Source organism: Allobosea sp. 05L423 (genome assembly GCF_056397745.1).
This window is the reverse complement of the sequence record NZ_JBFTOA010000024.1, coordinates 41,793-57,693: the sequence shown is the minus strand read 5'-3', so window position 1 is coordinate 57,693 and position 15,901 is coordinate 41,793. Positions and strand designations below refer to the sequence as shown.

Here is a 15,901-nt window from a genome sequence, read left to right as displayed (position 1 = left end):
GAGACGCCTGCGCCACACTCACTCCGCGATCCTTGATCAGGCGGACCGCCTCGATCTTGAACTCACGCCCAAACTGTCTTCGCCGCATACCCCACCTCCGGGTTCATGAAACACCCAATCTCGGTGTCCACGAAACCGGCAGCAGGCCAAGCACGCGACGACCGGCCTCGTGCTTGGCACTGGATAGACCCGCTATGGGGCGACACTGATCCGAAGACCATCCAACCCGAGGCGTTCCTGTCGTTCGACGAGAGAACCGGCGAGGCTACCGGGTTGGCGCCGTTGATTGAGAAGCTAGTTTCGATCTGAGCGCTACGTTTCATCAAAGTCTGGCGGGCCCTTTGGAAAAAGATGTCGGCGATGGGCTACTGTGCACTCGACGCTGACCCTTCGCTCATTTTCGGCAATAAGGCTCCAGACGCGCGCCAAGCGGTCTGGACCGAGGGAGAGGTCGTCAGGCTCTGCAAGCGAGCCCAGCGGGTGGGCCACAAGGGACTCGCCGCCTACATGGCCACGGCATGGGACAGCCAGCTCTCCCCTATCGACCTGCGCTCTCTGACGACCGGCCAGCGAGCCGACGACGTTCAGGGCGCAATCTTCTCGCTGGCGCGGACCAAGACAGGGAGGGCCGCAGCGGCTTCGCTCGGCAAGCGGGCGACCTGGCGCTCGACTCCTACATCGCTAACCTTGCGTTCGAGCGATGCCGCATGTCCCGATCTTCAGGACGCGTGGCGCCCCATGATGCCGAAGGGAGGCAAGCCTCAGCCGCCCTCGCCCTACACGAAGAACAAGCTCGCTGAGGACTTCCGGACGATTCGCACGGCGGAGTTCGGCGAGGCCGAGGATCGCAAGCTGTCCGACATGCGACGGTCGGGAACTGTCGAGGCGACTGTGGGCGGGTTGGACGCCCAAGCCGTAACGACCAAGATGCCAAAAACCCTCGCAGCCTCCGCCCGACTTCAGAAGACCTATGACCCAGTCAACCTGGCGACGGTGCGCGAGGTGGACGCGATAAGGAGAGAGGGGCGGGCCAAGCTTCGCGAGGACAAAACGCGATGAAATTTGCAACGGGGCCGGCTGAGGATTTGTAACGGATAAAGGAGCGCATGATGCAACCCCTTGATTTAAATGGCGCGGGCGACGGGGCTCGAACCCGCGACCTCCGGCGTGACAGGCCGGCACTCTAACCAACTGAGCTACGCCCGCGCTGGGCGGCTGAGGCATTCGCCGTCAGCGACGTGGTGAGTATTGCCCCAGGCCGGAAGTGTCAAGCGCGTGATGCCGGCAAATTCACAGCTGGGGAAAAATCCCTTCGCCGGCATTCACGGTTCAGGCGTTCCGCCTTCCGTTTCCGGCGACGCAAGACAGGGATCGAGCAGCACGTGCCGGCGGTCCTGGCGGCTATATCCGCCCCGCAGGATGGCTTTGTCGCCCAATTTGAGATCGTTGGCGCTGTAGGTCACGCACAGCACGCGGACGCCCGGCTCGGCACAGACGGCGACGTACCAGAGCGCGCCATCGGTCTGAATCAGGGACACCGTGCCGGCGATCGCCATGTCGACGCGCGAATCGGGCGGCACCGAGTCGGGCAATTGCCCGGAGATGTCCTCACAGCTCGCAGGCTTGCCGGGCTGCTCCGGCTGGGAGAATGCCGGACGGCCGACAAAGAACGAATCCGGTAGCAGGGTTTGTGCCAGCGCCGGCTCCAGGCCCGAAGCGGCGGATAGGCTGGCGACGGCAAGGGCGTACCGGCGGCGGCGGGAGCGGATCAGGGATAGCGCGTTCACCCGCGTCACCCTGGCCATCAAGATGGCGGAATTCCGTCCGCCCTCGCGATTCCTCCACGCCTTGAAGCGCATGGTGCTTGCGATACGGCTCCCGAGGCCTTAAACGGCGAGCGCCGGGGGCGGTTAGCTCAGTTGGTAGAGCGCCTCGTTTACACCGAGGATGTCGGCGGTTCGAGCCCGTCACTGCCCACCACCCTTTCCCTTGATGTCCAGGCTTATCAGGCGGCCCCACCGGGCTGGAGCCGTGGGTGAGTCTTGCGCCCAAAAGAAAACCGCCGGGCGCTTGCGCGCCGGCGGCTCTCATTCCTCAGATCGAAGATCAGTGGGCGACGGCGCCCGCCGCCTCATCATCCGGGCCCGGGGCGGGCACGGCCTTCAGATCCTCTTCCCAGACGATCGGAACCGGCTGGCGGGTCAGCGCATGCTGCAGCACCTGCTCCATGCGCGAGACCGGGACGATCTCCATGCCGTCCTTCACCGACTTGGGAAGATCGATCAGATCCTTGGCGTTCTCCTCCGGGATCAGCACCTTCTTGATGCCGCCCCGCAGCGCCGCCAGGAGCTTCTCCTTCAACCCGCCGATCGGCAGCACCCTGCCCCGCAGCGTGATCTCGCCGGTCATGGCGACGTCACGGTTGGTCGGGATGCCGGTCAGGATCGAGACGATGGCGGTGGCCATCGCGATGCCGGCCGACGGACCGTCCTTCGGAGTAGCCCCCTCGGGAACGTGGACGTGGATGTCGCGCCGGTCGAAGAGCGGCGGCTCGATCCCGAAATCGACGGCCCGCGAGCGGACATAGGACGCCGCCGCAGAGATCGATTCCTTCATCACGTCGCGCAGGTTGCCGGTGACGGTCATGCGGCCCTTGCCGGGCACCATGACGCCCTCGATCGTCAGCAGCTCGCCGCCGACCTCGGTCCAGGCCAGGCCGGTGACGACACCGACCTGATTCTCCGTCTCCGCCATGCCGTAACGATAGCGCGGCGGGCCGAGATATTCCTCGAGCAGCGGCTCGTCGACGACGACCTTGTCCTTCTTGCCAAGCACGATGTCCTTCACGCCCTTGCGGACCGTGTTGGAGATCTCGCGCTCGAGGTTACGGACGCCGGCCTCGCGGGTGTAACGCCGCACCAGGGTCTGCAGAGCCTCGTCGGTGATCGACCACTCCTTACCGGTCAGCCCGTGCTTCTTGATCGCGTTCGCGATCAGGTGCTTGCGCGCAATCTCGGTCTTCTCTTCCTCGGTGTAGCCGGCGATGCGGATCACCTCCATCCGGTCCAGCAGGGCCGGCGGGATGTTCAGCGTGTTCGCCGTCGTCACGAACATCACGTTCGACAGGTCGTAATCGACCTCGAGGTAATGGTCGTTGAAGGTCGAGTTCTGCTCGGGGTCGAGCACCTCCAGCAGGGCCGCCGAGGGATCGCCGCGGAAGTCCTGGCCCATCTTGTCGATCTCGTCGAGCAGGATGAGCGGGTTCGAGGTCTTGGCCTTCTTCATCGACTGGATGATCTTGCCGGGCATCGAGCCGATATAGGTACGCCGGTGACCGCGGATCTCGGCCTCGTCACGCACGCCGCCGAGCGACATGCGGACGAACTCGCGCCCCGTCGCCTTGGCGATCGACTTGCCGAGCGAGGTCTTGCCGACACCCGGAGGGCCGACGAGGCACAGGATCGGGCCGGCGAGCTTGTTGGCGCGCTGCTGCACGGCGAGATACTCGACGATGCGATCCTTGACCTTGTCCAGGCCGAAGTGATCGTCGTCCAGCACCAGCTGGGCGGCGTTGAGGTCCTTCTTGATCTTCGAGCGCTTGCCCCACGGGATGCCGAGCATCCAGTCGAGATAGTTGCGCACGACAGTCGCCTCCGCCGACATCGGCGACATCTGGCGAAGCTTCTTCAGCTCGGCCGTCGCCTTGTCGCGGGCTTCCTTGGTCAGCTTGGTCCGGGCGATGCGCTCTTCCAGCTCGGCCAGCTCGTCACGGCCTTCCTCGCCGTCGCCCAGCTCCTTCTGGATCGCCTTCATCTGCTCGTTGAGGTAGTACTCGCGCTGGGTCTTCTCCATCTGACGCTTGACGCGCGAGCGGATGCGCTTCTCGACCTGGAGCACGGACATCTCGCTTTCCATGAGCGAGAGCACCTTCTCCAGACGATGAGCGACGTTGGTGATCTCCAGCACGCCCTGGCGATCGGCGATCTTGACCGCCAGATGCGAGGCGACCGTATCGGCGAGCTTGGCCGGCTCGTCGATCTGCGAGACCGCAGCGACGATCTCTCCCGAGATCTTCTTGTTGAGCTTCACATAGCTCTCGAACTCGCTGACGACCGAGCGGGCCAGCGCCTCGACCTCGACCTTCTTGCCTTCCTCCTCGGCCTGGCCGGTGGCCTCCGCCTCGTAGTAGGATTCGGTCGCGGAATAGGACACCGCCTTGGCGCGGCCGACGCCCTCGACCAGCACCTTCACGGTGGAGTCGGGCAGCTTGAGAAGCTGCAGCACGCGGGCGAGCGTGCCGATTTCATAGATATCCTTGGTCTGCGGGTCATCGTCGCCGGCGTTCTTCTGGGTCGCCAGCAGGATGAGCCCGTCCGTCTTCACCACTTCCTCGAGCGCGCGGATCGACTTCTCGCGCCCCACGAAGAGCGGGACGATCATATGCGGGAAGACGACGATGTCGCGCAAAGGCAGAACCGGGTAGGTGCCGGTCTCGCCTGGGACGAAGGGAGCGCGTGGCGTCGAGCCAGTCATGGCAGTTCCTTTGCAGTTGCGCCCGGCGGACCCCCAAGATGGGCGGAGCGATCGGACGTATGCGGCCGGAGCGACCATTCGCTCCTCCGCCCCTGCGCATCGCACCCTAGCTAGGCATGCGACTCTCGCAAGTGCACCTAAAGTGGAGACTTCCTCGCCGGCTTTCAAGCGAGGTATCCGGGCCATGCACCGCTGTCCTGCAGCGGGCGAAGGGCGGAAACCACGACCTGCGACGGTTCAGTCCCGGACGGAGCTGTCGCAGTGCGGCACTGCGATCAGCCCATGCCCATCACAACGCAAAACGCGCGCCAATGGCGCGCGTCGCGTTGTCGCAAGGCCTGAGAAAACCTCAGGCCGAGGCCGTCTTGGTTTCGTCCTCGCGCTCGGCGTAGATGAACAGCGGCCGCGCCTTGTTCTCCACGGCCTCCGGCCCGATCACGATCTGCTCAACGCCCTCGAGCCCGGGCAGCTCGTACATGGTCTCGAGCAGAATGCCCTCCATGATCGAACGCAGGCCGCGCGCGCCGGTCTTCCGCTCGATCGCCTTGCGGGCGATCAGGCTGACGGCCTCGTCGGTGAAGGTGAGCTGGGTGTCCTCCATCTCGAAGAGACGCTGATACTGCTTGACCAACGCGTTCTTCGGCTCGGTCAGGATGGTCTTCAGCGCCGGCTCGTCAAGGTCTTCCAGCGTCGCCAGGACCGGCAGGCGGCCGACGAATTCCGGGATCAGGCCGAACCTCAGCAGATCCTCGGGCTCGACCTCGCGGAAGATCGCGCCCGTGCGGCGCTCGTCGGGCGCCTTGACGGTCGCGCCGAAGCCGATCGAGGTGCCCTTGCCGCGGCTCGAAATGATCTTGTCGAGACCGGCGAAGGCGCCGCCGCAGATGAAGAGGATGTTGGTCGTGTCGACCTGCAGGAATTCCTGCTGCGGATGCTTGCGCCCGCCCTGCGGCGGCACGGAGGCGACGGTGCCTTCCATGATCTTCAGCAGCGCCTGCTGGACGCCCTCGCCCGACACGTCGCGGGTGATCGAGGGGTTGTCCGACTTGCGGCTGATCTTGTCGATCTCGTCGATATAGACGATGCCGCGCTGGGCCCGCTCGACATTGTAGTCGGAGGCCTGGAGCAGCTTGAGGATGATGTTCTCGACATCCTCGCCGACATAGCCGGCCTCGGTCAGCGTCGTGGCGTCGGCCATGGTGAAGGGCACGTCGAGGATACGGGCGAGCGTCTGCGCGAGCAGCGTCTTGCCCGAGCCGGTCGGCCCGATCAGCAGGATGTTCGATTTGGCCAGCTCGACGTCGTTGTGCTTCGTCGCGTGGCTGAGGCGCTTGTAGTGGTTGTGGACCGCTACCGAGAGCACCTTCTTGGCGTGATCCTGGCCGATGACATAGTCGTCCAGAACCTTGCGGATCTCCTTAGGCGTCGGCACGCCGTCCTTCGACTTCACCAGCGCGGATTTCGATTCCTCGCGGATGATGTCCATGCAGAGCTCAACGCATTCATCGCAGATGAACACGGTCGGGCCCGCGATGAGCTTGCGGACCTCGTGTTGGCTCTTGCCGCAGAAAGAGCAGTACAGCGTGCTCTTCGAGTCGCCGCCGGGCTTATTAGCCATTGTCCATCTCCAGTTCCGGAGACCGGGACCACACCAGCCGAGGCGGATGCAACCGTCGTCTCTCCGTCATAAATAAGCGCTCAGATCACGATGATTAGGTTAACGACCCGTTCCGATACATCCGGATACGCTGGGCCAATCCAAACCGGATCATAGTGGAGCGCTAGTCCGCTCACCCCCGACCCCATGCAAACACGGGGCCGATCTGCTTTCAATATGGCCCCTGTGAGCCGGCGCGCCAACCCACAGGTTCCACACCCCGCGTCGCAGGGCTCAGGCCGCCTCTTCCGGCCGCTTCTCGATGACCTGATCGATCAGACCGAACTCCTTGGCCTGCTCCGCGGTCATGAAATTATCGCGCTCCAGCGCGTTGTGGACGTCCTCGTAGGGACGGCCGGTGTGCTTCACGTAGATTTCATTGAGCCGCTTCTTCAGGCTCTCGACTTCCTTGGCATGGATCAGGATGTCGGTGACCTGGCCCTGATAGCCGCCGGAGGGCTGGTGAACCATGATGCGGGCGTTCGGCAGCGCGAAGCGCATGTCCTTGGCGCCGGCCGTCAGCAGCAGCGAGCCCATCGAGGCGGCCTGGCCGACGCAGAGCGTCGTCACCGGGCAGCGGATGAACTGCATCGTGTCGTAGATCGACAGGCCGGAGGTGACCACGCCGCCGGGCGAGTTGATGTAGAAGGAGATCTCCTTCTTGGGGTTCTCGGCCTCGAGGAAAAGCAGCTGGGCGACGACCAGCGAGGCGGAGAAGTCCTCGACCGGGCCGGTCAGGAAGATGATGCGCTCCCGCAGCAGGCGCGAGTAGATGTCGAAGGCGCGCTCGCCCCGGCTCGACTGCTCGACCACCATCGGGACGAGATTGTTGTAGGTCTCGATCGGATCGCGAAGCATTGATCTGTCCTCGATGAGTGCGCCGGATTGCGGCGGTTTTGTCGAATCAGCGGCTGTCTCGGAAGACATTCACATAAGCACGCCGAACGTGACTGAAAAGGGAAGCGCCGCCGGTCACGAAGGCCGGCGGCGCGAATGCTGAAATTAAGGTTGCCGGCAGCCTCAGGCGGAGGCTTCGTCGGCCTTGTCCTCGGCCTTCTTGCTCTTCTTGGCAGCAGCCTTCTTCGGCTTGGCCTCGGCGGTCTCCTCAGCCTCGTCGTCGGCGTAGAGCGCCTCGCGTGACACCGTCTGATCGGCGACCTTCACCTGGCCGAGCAGATGGTCGACGACCTTCTCCTCGAAGATCGGGGCGCGGATCTCGGCGAGCGCCTGCGGGTTCTTGCGGTAGAACTCCCAGACCTCCTTCTCCTGGCCCGGGAACTGGCGGGCGCGCTCGATCAGGGCCTGGGTGACCTCGTCATCCGAGATCTGGACCTTGGCCTGCTCGCCGATCTCGGCCAGCACGAGGCCGAGGCGCACGCGGCGCTCGGCGATCTTGCGGTAATCCGCGCGGGCGGCGTCCTCGGTGGTGTCCTCGTCGGCGAAGGTCTTGTTGGCGGCCTTCATGTCGGCCTCGACCTGGCTCCAGACGCTGCTGAACTCCTGCTCGACCAGGGTCGGCGGCAGCTCGAAGGTGTACTTGCCGTCGAGCGCGTCGAGCAGGCCCTTCTTGAGCTTGCGACGGGACTGAGCCTGGAAGTCGCGGCCGATCTGCTCGCGCACGGCGGTCTTCAGGGCGTCGAGCGACTCCATGCCGAAGGCCTTGGCGAGCTCGTCGTCGATCTTGGCCGCATCGGCCTTCTGGATCTCGGTGACGGTGACCTCGAACTCGGCGGGCTGGCCGGCGAGGTGGGCCGCCCCGTAGTTCTCCGGGAAGGTGACCTTGATCGTGCGGGTCTCGCCCTGCTTCGCGCCTTCGAGCTGCTCCTCGAAGCCAGGGATGAACTGGCCGCCGCCGAGATCGAGCGGGATCCCCTCGCCGGTGCCGCCCTCGAAGGCCTTGCCGTCGATGGTGCCGACATAGGAGATGATCAGGCGGTCGCCGCTCTCGGCCTTGGACTTCTCGCCCTTCGGCGAATAGGTGCGGTTGCCGGCAGCCATGCGCTCCAGCGCGGCGTCGACATCGGCGTCAGGAACCTCGGCGACGGGCTTCGTCAGCGAAACGTCGGAGATGTCCGCAAGTTCGATCTTCGGCAGCACCTCGAGCGCGACGGTGAAGGCGAGATCGCCCTTGGCCTCCATCGCGGCCTCGATCTCTTCCTTGTTCTCGGGGAAGCGGATCTGCGGCTCGAAGGCGAGCTTCAGGTTGTTGTCGGCGACGATCTTCTGGTTGGCTTCGTTGACGGCGTTCTGCAGCACGTCCGACATCACCGAACGGCCATAGAGGCGGCGCAGATGCGCGACCGGCACCTTGCCGGGACGGAAGCCGTTGATCTTGGCCTTGCCCTGAAGGTCCTGCAGGCTGTCGTCGAGCCTGGTCTTCAGGTCGGCGGCGTTCAGCACCACCTGGAATTCGCGCTTGAGGCCCTGGGACAGGGTTTCGGTCACGTTCATTTTTTTACCGCCAACAGCTCGTTTACGTCTCAATGTCCAAAGCGCGACGCCGGTTCCGACCGCCGCCGCGCTCGCGAAAAAACCATGCCGATGGTGCGGGCGGAGGGACTCGAACCCCCACGACTTTCGCCGCTGGTACCTAAAACCAGTGCGTCTACCAATTCCGCCACGCCCGCCGGCCCGATAGCGCTGCGCGCGAGCAAACGCAGCGCGGCCATCGTCAAGCCGCAGCGCTATACGCATTTCGGCCGCGCCATGCAGCAAAAAAATGACGGTTCTGCAAAGAACGCCTTTGGCGGCGGTTTTTGCCGCGGGCGCCGCCGCGCCTCTCGCTTCGGAGGCCTGCCCGGATTATGCGATATCCCATGACGATATCGCGCCCTGCCCGACCACCGCTTCCGTCCCGTCGGCTCGTGCTCGCCGGCCTTGGCGGCGCCGGGCTCTTCCCGGCAGCGAAGGGCTTCGCACAGGCACCGGCCGACGCACCGAAAGCGCCGGATGCCGCGCAGCCCCGCGCGCTCACGGCCGCATCAGCCAAAGCGCGGCTGCGCCCGACGCCACCGGTCGACACCGAGATCTGGGCCTTCGATGGCGCAACACCGGGCCCGACGCTGCGAATCAAGCAGGGCGAAACGCTGAGCCTGAAACTGGAGAACCGGACCACCGCTCCGCTCGGGCTGCATTGCTACGGCCTGCGCGGCCAAGCAGCACGCGACGGCGTCGGCGGCTTCAGCCAGCCGCCGATCCCTCCCGGCCAGACCGGCGAGATCCGCCTGACCCCGCCGGACGGCGGCACCCTGCTCTACCGGCCACTGGTCCTCGGCGGCTCGTCGGAGCCCTGTGGCCGCGGTCTGAGTGGCCTGCTGATCGTCGAGGAGCCGGAGCCGCCTGCGGTCGAGCTCGACCTGCCCGTGCTGGTGACGGACTGGCTCCTGGGTGACGACCAGTCGCTTCAGCCCTTCGTTCTGCAAGGGAACCCCGCCGCTTCCGCCGGACGGCTCGGCAGCTGGCTCACTGTGAATGGCCGCTCGCCGCCCCTGCCGGTGACGGCAAGGCCGGGCGCGCGGATCCGACTGCGCCTCGCCAATGCCTGCAACGCCCGGATCATGCGGCTGCGCTTCGACGGCGGCAAGCCGACCGTGATCGCGGTCGACAGCCAGCCGACGGAGAGCTTCGAGCCGGTCCGCTCGCAACTGCCCTTCGCGCCGGGAACGCGCTACGACGTGATCCTCGACCTGCCGGTGGAAGTCGGTGCCTCGGTCAACGTCACCGCCCTGATCGGGCCGGGCCTGCCGCTGGTGCGAATCGTGACCGCGGGAGAGCCGAGGGTCCCGCCCGCCGCAATTCCCCAGCTCAAGCTCAACCCGACGCTGCCCGCAGCTGTCCGCATGCAGGATGCCACGCGCCCGGAAATCGTGATCGAAGGCGGCGCGAAGCTCTCCGACGACCAGAAGCTCGATTTCTCGGGCCTCGACCTCGCCAGGCCTTGGCTCATCAATGGCGGGGTCGGCAGCCTCGACAGCAAGCCCCTGTTCAGCGTGAAGCGCGGCACGCCGATGGTGATCGCCATCGACAACCGCACCGCCTTCATCCAGCCGATGCACGTCCATGGCCACAGCTTCCGGCTGCTGCACCCGCTCGACGACGGCTGGGAGAACTACTTCCTCGACACGGTGCAGATTCCGGAGCGAAAGAGGCTGCACATCGCCTTCATCGCAGACAATCCCGGCCGCTGGCTGATCTCCTCGACCGTGCTGGAACGCTTCGACCTCGGCGTCTGGACCTGGTTCGAGGTGACGTGAGGCCGGGCCGTCAGAGGCCCAACCGGTCGACCACGTCCTGCACGATCGCGTCCTTGCTGTCCTCAACCGAGACGACCAGCGGCCGCTCGTCCGGTCGGGGCTCCTCCAGCGCCGCGAACTGGCTGTCGAGCAGCGCCGGCGGCATGAAATGGTGCTGGCGGGCGGCCATGCGCCGGCCGATCAGCTCGCGCGAGCCCTTGAGATAGACCAGCGCCACGTCCGGCCGATCGCCGACGATCACCTGCCGATAGGCGCGCTTCAGCGCCGAGCAGGTGACAATGCCGTGCTCGTCCTTCCCCCTCAGATCGTCGATCCAGGCGGCGATGGCAGCGAGCCAGGGCTTGCGATCCTCGTCGGTCAGCGGCGTGCCGCCGGCCATCTTGGCGACGTTCTCGGGAGGGTGGAAGGAATCGGCGTCGCGGAAGGGCCAGCCGAGACGCGCGGCCAGCCGCTCGCCCAGCGAGGTCTTGCCGGAGCTGGCGACGCCCATGACGACGATCACGGCCGGATCGCCGTCCTTATGCTCTGCACTCACGCTGATCAGCCCTGCTTCTTCGGCTCGACATGGCCGCCGAAGCCGGCGCGCATGGCGGAGAGGATCTTCTCGCCGAACGTATGGTCCACCCGCGAGCGGAAGCGCGCGAACAGCGCCGAGGTCAGCACTTCGGCCGGCGTCGCCGTCTCGACGGCGGCATCGACCGTCCAGCGCCCCTCGCCCGAGTCCGAGACGTTGCCGGTGTAGGAGGACAGCTCCTCATCTGCCGCCAGCGCCTCCGCCGTCAGGTCGAGCAGCCAGGAGGTGACGACCGAGCCGCGCCGCCAGACCTCGGCGATCTCGGTGACGTCGAAGTCGAAGCCGTATTCGGCCGGCAGGCCCTCCTTGGCGGAGGCATTGCGGAGCAGGTCGAAGCCTTCGGCGAAAGCCTGCATCATGCCGTACTCGATGCCGTTATGGACCATCTTGACGAAGTGGCCGGCGCCGGTGGGACCACAATGCAGATAGCCCTGCTCAGCCGTCGGGTTGCGGCCCTCGCGATGCCGGGTCGGTTCGATGTCGCCCTTGCCAGGCGCCAGCGCCTTGAAGATCGGCTCCAGCCGGTCGAAGGCCGCCTTGTCGCCGCCGATCATCAGGCAGTAGCCACGCTCCAGCCCATGGACGCCGCCGGAGGTGCCGATGTCCATGTAGTGGATACCCTTGGCCGCGAGTTCCTTGCCGCGGCGGACATCGTCCTTCCAGAAGGCGTTGCCGCCATCGATGAGGATGTCGTCGGCACCGGCAAGGCTGGCGAGCTCGGCGAGCGTCGCCTCGGTGATCTTGCCGGCCGGCAGCATCACCCAGATCGCGCGCGGCGCCTTGAGCTTGGCGACCATGTCCTTGAGATCGGCCGCCACGATCGCGCCGTCGGCGGCGAGCGCCTGCCCGGGCTTCGGATCGCGGTCATAGACCACGCATTCATGGCCGGCGCGCATCAGGCGGCGCACGATGTTGGCCCCCATGCGGCCGAGGCCGATCACTCCAAGCTGCATATCCGACACTCCGCGAAGCCCGCTTTTATCGCTGCTTCAAGCATGGAGGCGGCGGGCGGGGCAAGCCGGCGCAGTTCGGACGCTAGCCTTCGACGCGCTTCTGGAGGGCGCGCCAACGCCCCGGCGTAACGCCATAAGCGCGGCGGAACTGGCGGGTCAGATGGCTCTGGTCTGCGAACCCACAGGCGAAGGCGGCGTCCGCGAGGGAGACGTCCCGCACCAGCATGCGGCGAGCGCGCTCGAGCCGGCGCATCACCAGATAATTGTAGGGGCTCGTGCCGAAGGCGGCGCGAAACTGGCGCGCCAGCGCAAAGCGGTCGAGCCCGGCAACAGCTTCGAGCCGCGCCGAATCGACGGCCTCCGTCGCGTGGGCATCGAGATAGTCGCGCGTCCGCTCCAGCGCGACCGGGTCGATGCGCTGCGCCCGGGAGCAAGCCGCCGAGGGATCGAGCGCGAGCAAGGCCCCGGCCAGCCGCTCGAGCATGTCATCGACGGCCATCGGATCGAGCGGCATCTCCAGGTCGCGCAGCGCGCGAGCAATGGCGCCTGCCAGCCGCGCGTCCTGCGACACCGCAGCCGAGACGAAGGGCAAGGCCCGGCCGCGCTCGCCCATCGCATCGCGGATCAGCCGCGGCTCGACATAGAGCATGCGGTAGCGGAAACCCTCGGCGATGCCGGAACGCCCGTTATGGACCTCGTCCGGGTGGATGACGATCGCGTGTCCGCTGAGGCTGTCTCGCCGGGTGCCGCGATAATCGAAGGACTGCACGCCCGAGAGCGTGAGGCCGAAGGCATAGGTGTCGTGGCGGTGTGGATCATAGGCGTAGCCGCGGAAGAAGGCCTCGATCCGCTCGATCCCGGGCGCGCCGGTGCCGAGGCGGATCCAATCCTGCCGCTCCGGTCCGCACGATCGTTCAAGACGGGCCTTCCCGGCCTCGGTTAGCGATGAGCCCATGCGCTACGATACCAAGATCGCCCTCGTGGTTCGCGAAAATCTCGCAGCCTGGCAGAAACTCAACGTCGCCAGCTTCCTGGCCGGCGGGCTCGTCGGAGCAACCCCGGAAATTTCCGGAGACCCATACCACGACGGATCAGGCCGGTTCTACGGCCCGCTGATCCGACAGCCGGTACTGATCTTCGCCGCCACGAGCGAGGAGCTGAAGCAAGTGCTGCAACGCGCCCAGGGGCGCGGCGTGCGGGCTCACCTCTACACCAACGAGCTGTTCGCAACCGGCAACGACATCGATAACCGCGCGGCGGTGGCCGGCGTCGCGACCGACGATCTCGACCTTGTCGGCCTCGGGCTCCACGCCGAGCGCAAGGAAATCGACAAGATCGTCAAGGGGCTGAAGCTGCATGGGTGAGATTTCGATTCAGCCGGCGGATTTTCCGGGAATGAGCGCTTGACTTAGAGTGCGCTCGAACCCGTAGCTTCCCGGGCGTCGTGATGAGAAGCGTGTGCTCATGAAGATCGGCGAACTGGCCAGGCGTTCAGGACTATCGGCCCATACGATCCGCTACTACGAGCGGATCGGGCTCCTGCCCTATGCCGACAGGGACCGGTCGAGCCAGCGTGACTACGACGCTTCGATCCTCGTCTGGATCGAGTTCCTCGGCAGGCTGAAGACCACGGGCATGCCGATCCGCGAGATGCTGCGCTACGCGGCCTTGCGGGAACGGGGTTCCAGCACGGAATCCGAGCGTCGCGCGCAGCTGGAACGCCACCGCGAGCAGGTTCGCGCCCGCGTTGCCGAACTCCAAGCCTGCCTTCTCGTCCTCGACACCAAGATCGCCGGCTATGCCGACGTCGAGAAGAGGATCGAAGACCATGACGCATATCAACGCAAACGCCGAAACCAACAGGCGGGAGCGCGGCAGGCGCGCCCTCGCTGAGATCGACGGCGAAGCCGGCCACAAGGTGATTGCAGCGCTCGCCGACATTGCACCCGATTTCGCCGACTACGTGTTCGAATTTTCGTTCGGAGACATCTACTCGCGGCCGGGGCTCGACCTGCGCTCCCGCGAGATCGCGACGATTGCGGCTCTGGCCGCGATGGGTAACGCCCAGCCGCAGCTCAAGGTGCATATCGAGGCGGGTTTGAACGTTGGATTGTCGCGCCAGGAGATCACCGAAATCCTGATACAGATGGCGGTCTACGCCGGCTTCCCGGCAGCGCTCAACGGGCTGTTCGCGGCGAAGGAGGTGTTTGCGACGCGCGATCTCGCGGCCTGAGGCGAGGCGCATCTCGACCCGCTGACTCTTAATCAGCGTGTCTTGCCCTCACACCTGAATGAGCCGCTGCACCTGATTGCCGTCGAGCGTGTCCATCGGGCCGGAGAGCACGACCTCGCCGCGATCCATCACGAACATCGTATCGGCGAGATCGCGGGCGAAGTCGAAATACTGCTCGACGAGCACGATCGCCATGCCGCCCTTCTGGCGGAGATAGTCGATGGCGCGACCGATGTCCTTGATGATCGAGGGCTGGATGCCCTCGGTCGGCTCGTCCAGCACCAGCAGCCTGGGTCGGGTGACCAGCGCCCGCGCGATTGCGAGCTGCTGCTGCTGGCCACCCGAGAGGTCTCCGCCGCGCCGGCCGAGCATCGACTTCAGCACGGGGAACAGGTCGAAGAGTTCATCCGGGACGTAGCGCTCCTTGCGCTTCAGCGGCGCAAAGCCCGTCTCCAGATTCTCCTTCACCGTCAGCAACGGGAAGATCTCCCGCCCCTGCGGCACATAGGCAATGCCGGCGCGCGCGCGCTCCTCGCTGCGCAGGCCGGAAATCTCCTCTCCGTCGAAACGGATATGCCCCGCCGAGATCGCCTGATGGCCGACGATGGCGCGCATCAGCGAGGTCTTGCCGACGCCGTTGCGGCCCATCACGCAGGTGACCTTGCCGGGTTCGGCCGTGATGGAGACGTGGCGCAGGGCCTGGGCGGCGCCGTAGTGCAGGTTGATGGCGTCGACGGTCAGCATGCCTTCGCCTCCACTGCGATCGTGCAGGAGAAAGCGCGGGTCATCCCGGGCAGAGCGCAGCGCAGACCCGGGATCCATGCCTGAACCTCTGTCGGAGGCGCTCCGGCAAGGATTCCGGATCGGCGCGGCTGCGCCGCTTGTCCGGGATGACGGCAGAGGAGAACCGAGGCGTGTGTCGCGATCATCCCTCACCGCCCCAGATAGACTTCGACGACGCGCTCATTGGCGCTGACCTGGTCGAGCGGCCCCTCAGCCAACACCGAGCCTTCGTGCAGCACCGTGACCTTCACGCCGAGTTCGCGGATGAAGCCCATGTCGTGCTCGACGACGATGACCGAATGATCCCGCGCGATCTCCTTGAGCAGCACAGCGGTCTGCGCCGTCTCGCCGTCGGTCATGCCGGCAGCGGGCTCGTCGACGAGCAGGAGCCTGGGGTCCTGCGCGAGCAGCATGCCGATCTCGAGCCACTGCTTCTGGCCGTGCGAGAGCGAGCCCGCGAGCCGGTCGCGTTTGTCGGCCAATTTCACGATGCCAAGGATGTCGTCGATGCGCTTCTGCTGCGGCGGCTCGGTTTTCCAGAACAGCGTTTTGCCGACCGTGCGCTTCGATTTCAGCGCCAGCAGGATGTTGTCCTCGATGGTGTGGAAGTCGAAGACCGTCGGCTTCTGGAATTTACGGCCGATGCCGAGATTGGCGATCGCGGCTTCGTCGAGCTTGGTGAGATCGACGGTGCCGCCGAACATGACGGTGCCGACATCGGGCTTCGTCTTGCCGGTGATGATGTCCATCATCGTGGTCTTGCCGGCGCCGTTGGGGCCGATGATCGCACGCATCTCGCCGGGCGCGATGGTGAGCGACAGGCCGCGGATCGCCTTGAAGCCGTCGAAGGAGACGCTGACGCCGTCGAGATAGAGCAGCGAAGAGGTCAATGCGCCGGGCACGGGAGCGTTCATC

Annotated in this window: 15 protein-coding genes and 3 tRNA genes; 6 read left to right on the top strand and 12 right to left on the bottom strand. The window is 65.7% G+C overall.

Annotated elements, in window-relative coordinates; translation table 11 throughout:
• The first annotated feature begins 351 nt into the window (after positions 1–351).
• The gene (locus AC1DNE_RS27550; RefSeq protein ID WP_441470347.1) at positions 352–1,059 is read left to right on the top strand and encodes a hypothetical protein; all 708 of its coding nucleotides are present in this window, start codon (positions 352–354) and stop codon (positions 1,057–1,059) included.
• Positions 1,060–1,129: 70 nt separating this feature from the next.
• Here the strand turns inward: AC1DNE_RS27550 and AC1DNE_RS27545 are convergent.
• Positions 1,130–1,206, bottom strand: a tRNA-Asp gene (locus AC1DNE_RS27545).
• 116 nt (positions 1,207–1,322) lie between these two features.
• Positions 1,323–1,859 carry a hypothetical protein gene (locus tag AC1DNE_RS27540; protein ID WP_441470348.1) on the bottom strand — a complete coding sequence of 179 codons (537 nt, stop codon included), beginning with the start codon at positions 1,857–1,859 and terminating at the stop codon, positions 1,323–1,325.
• A 45-nt stretch (positions 1,860–1,904) separates the two neighbouring features.
• Here AC1DNE_RS27540 and AC1DNE_RS27535 point away from each other — a divergent pair.
• Positions 1,905–1,980: transfer RNA gene (locus AC1DNE_RS27535), tRNA-Val, on the top strand.
• A 126-nt stretch (positions 1,981–2,106) separates the two neighbouring features.
• Here AC1DNE_RS27535 and lon read toward each other — a convergent pair.
• The 5 genes from lon to AC1DNE_RS27510 form a co-directional block, all read right to left on the bottom strand.
• Positions 2,107–4,533 (bottom strand): endopeptidase La, encoded by a 2,427-nt coding sequence (gene lon / locus AC1DNE_RS27530; RefSeq protein WP_441470349.1) that lies wholly within the window; start codon positions 4,531–4,533, stop codon positions 2,107–2,109.
• Between the two features lie 349 nt (positions 4,534–4,882).
• The gene (clpX, locus tag AC1DNE_RS27525) at positions 4,883–6,151 is read right to left on the bottom strand and encodes an ATP-dependent Clp protease ATP-binding subunit ClpX (RefSeq protein ID WP_441470350.1); all 1,269 of its coding nucleotides are present in this window, start codon (positions 6,149–6,151) and stop codon (positions 4,883–4,885) included.
• A gap of 273 nt (positions 6,152–6,424) precedes the next feature.
• Positions 6,425–7,048: an ATP-dependent Clp protease proteolytic subunit gene (locus AC1DNE_RS27520; RefSeq protein WP_441470351.1), complete on the bottom strand. Its 624-nt coding sequence runs from the start codon at positions 7,046–7,048 to the stop codon at positions 6,425–6,427.
• A 162-nt stretch (positions 7,049–7,210) separates the two neighbouring features.
• Positions 7,211–8,641, bottom strand: a complete 1,431-nt coding sequence (gene tig, locus AC1DNE_RS27515; RefSeq protein WP_441470352.1) for a trigger factor — start codon at positions 8,639–8,641, stop codon at positions 7,211–7,213.
• Positions 8,642–8,732: 91 nt separating this feature from the next.
• Positions 8,733–8,817 (bottom strand) — tRNA-Leu (locus AC1DNE_RS27510).
• A 189-nt stretch (positions 8,818–9,006) separates the two neighbouring features.
• On the opposite strand from AC1DNE_RS27510, the gene AC1DNE_RS27505 reads away from it, so the two are divergent.
• On the top strand, positions 9,007–10,443 hold the full coding sequence (locus tag AC1DNE_RS27505) for a multicopper oxidase family protein (RefSeq protein ID WP_476767348.1): 1,437 nt from the start codon (positions 9,007–9,009) through the stop codon (positions 10,441–10,443).
• A 10-nt stretch (positions 10,444–10,453) separates the two neighbouring features.
• Here the strand turns inward: AC1DNE_RS27505 and AC1DNE_RS27500 are convergent, their stop codons facing one another.
• The 3 genes from AC1DNE_RS27500 to AC1DNE_RS27490 all read right to left on the bottom strand — a co-directional run bounded on the left by AC1DNE_RS27500 (position 10,454) and on the right by AC1DNE_RS27490 (position 12,925).
• On the bottom strand, positions 10,454–10,978 hold the full coding sequence (locus tag AC1DNE_RS27500; RefSeq protein WP_476767347.1) for a gluconokinase: 525 nt from the start codon (positions 10,976–10,978) through the stop codon (positions 10,454–10,456).
• Positions 10,979–10,983: 5 nt separating this feature from the next.
• Positions 10,984–11,979, bottom strand: coding sequence for a phosphogluconate dehydrogenase (NAD(+)-dependent, decarboxylating) (gnd, locus tag AC1DNE_RS27495; RefSeq protein WP_476767346.1), 996 nt, complete (start codon positions 11,977–11,979; stop codon positions 10,984–10,986).
• Between the two features lie 73 nt (positions 11,980–12,052).
• Positions 12,053–12,925, bottom strand: a complete 873-nt coding sequence (locus AC1DNE_RS27490; RefSeq protein WP_476767345.1) for an AraC family transcriptional regulator — start codon at positions 12,923–12,925, stop codon at positions 12,053–12,055.
• On the opposite strand from AC1DNE_RS27490, the gene AC1DNE_RS27485 reads away from it, so the two are divergent.
• From AC1DNE_RS27485 to AC1DNE_RS27475, 3 genes are all read left to right on the top strand, one after another.
• Positions 12,924–13,334, top strand: coding sequence for a DUF2000 family protein (locus AC1DNE_RS27485; protein WP_476767344.1), 411 nt, complete (start codon positions 12,924–12,926; stop codon positions 13,332–13,334). The genes AC1DNE_RS27490 and AC1DNE_RS27485 overlap by 2 nt on opposite strands.
• 100 nt (positions 13,335–13,434) lie before the next feature.
• Entirely contained in the window at positions 13,435–13,863 is a 429-nt protein-coding gene (locus tag AC1DNE_RS27480) for a MerR family transcriptional regulator (RefSeq protein ID WP_441470358.1), read from the top strand.
• On the top strand, positions 13,799–14,203 hold the full coding sequence (locus AC1DNE_RS27475) for a carboxymuconolactone decarboxylase family protein (protein WP_441470359.1): 405 nt from the start codon (positions 13,799–13,801) through the stop codon (positions 14,201–14,203). The genes AC1DNE_RS27480 and AC1DNE_RS27475 overlap by 65 nt, the downstream gene beginning before the upstream one ends.
• A 48-nt stretch (positions 14,204–14,251) precedes the next feature.
• Here the strand turns inward: AC1DNE_RS27475 and urtE are convergent, their stop codons facing one another.
• Both urtE and urtD read right to left on the bottom strand, forming a co-directional pair.
• Positions 14,252–14,947, bottom strand: coding sequence for an urea ABC transporter ATP-binding subunit UrtE (urtE, locus tag AC1DNE_RS27470; protein ID WP_441470360.1), 696 nt, complete (start codon positions 14,945–14,947; stop codon positions 14,252–14,254).
• A gap of 188 nt (positions 14,948–15,135) precedes the next feature.
• Complete coding sequence (urtD, locus tag AC1DNE_RS27465) at positions 15,136–15,900, bottom strand: urea ABC transporter ATP-binding protein UrtD (protein ID WP_441470361.1); 765 nt, start codon at positions 15,898–15,900, stop codon at positions 15,136–15,138.
• Between the last annotated feature and the right edge of the window lies 1 nt (position 15,901).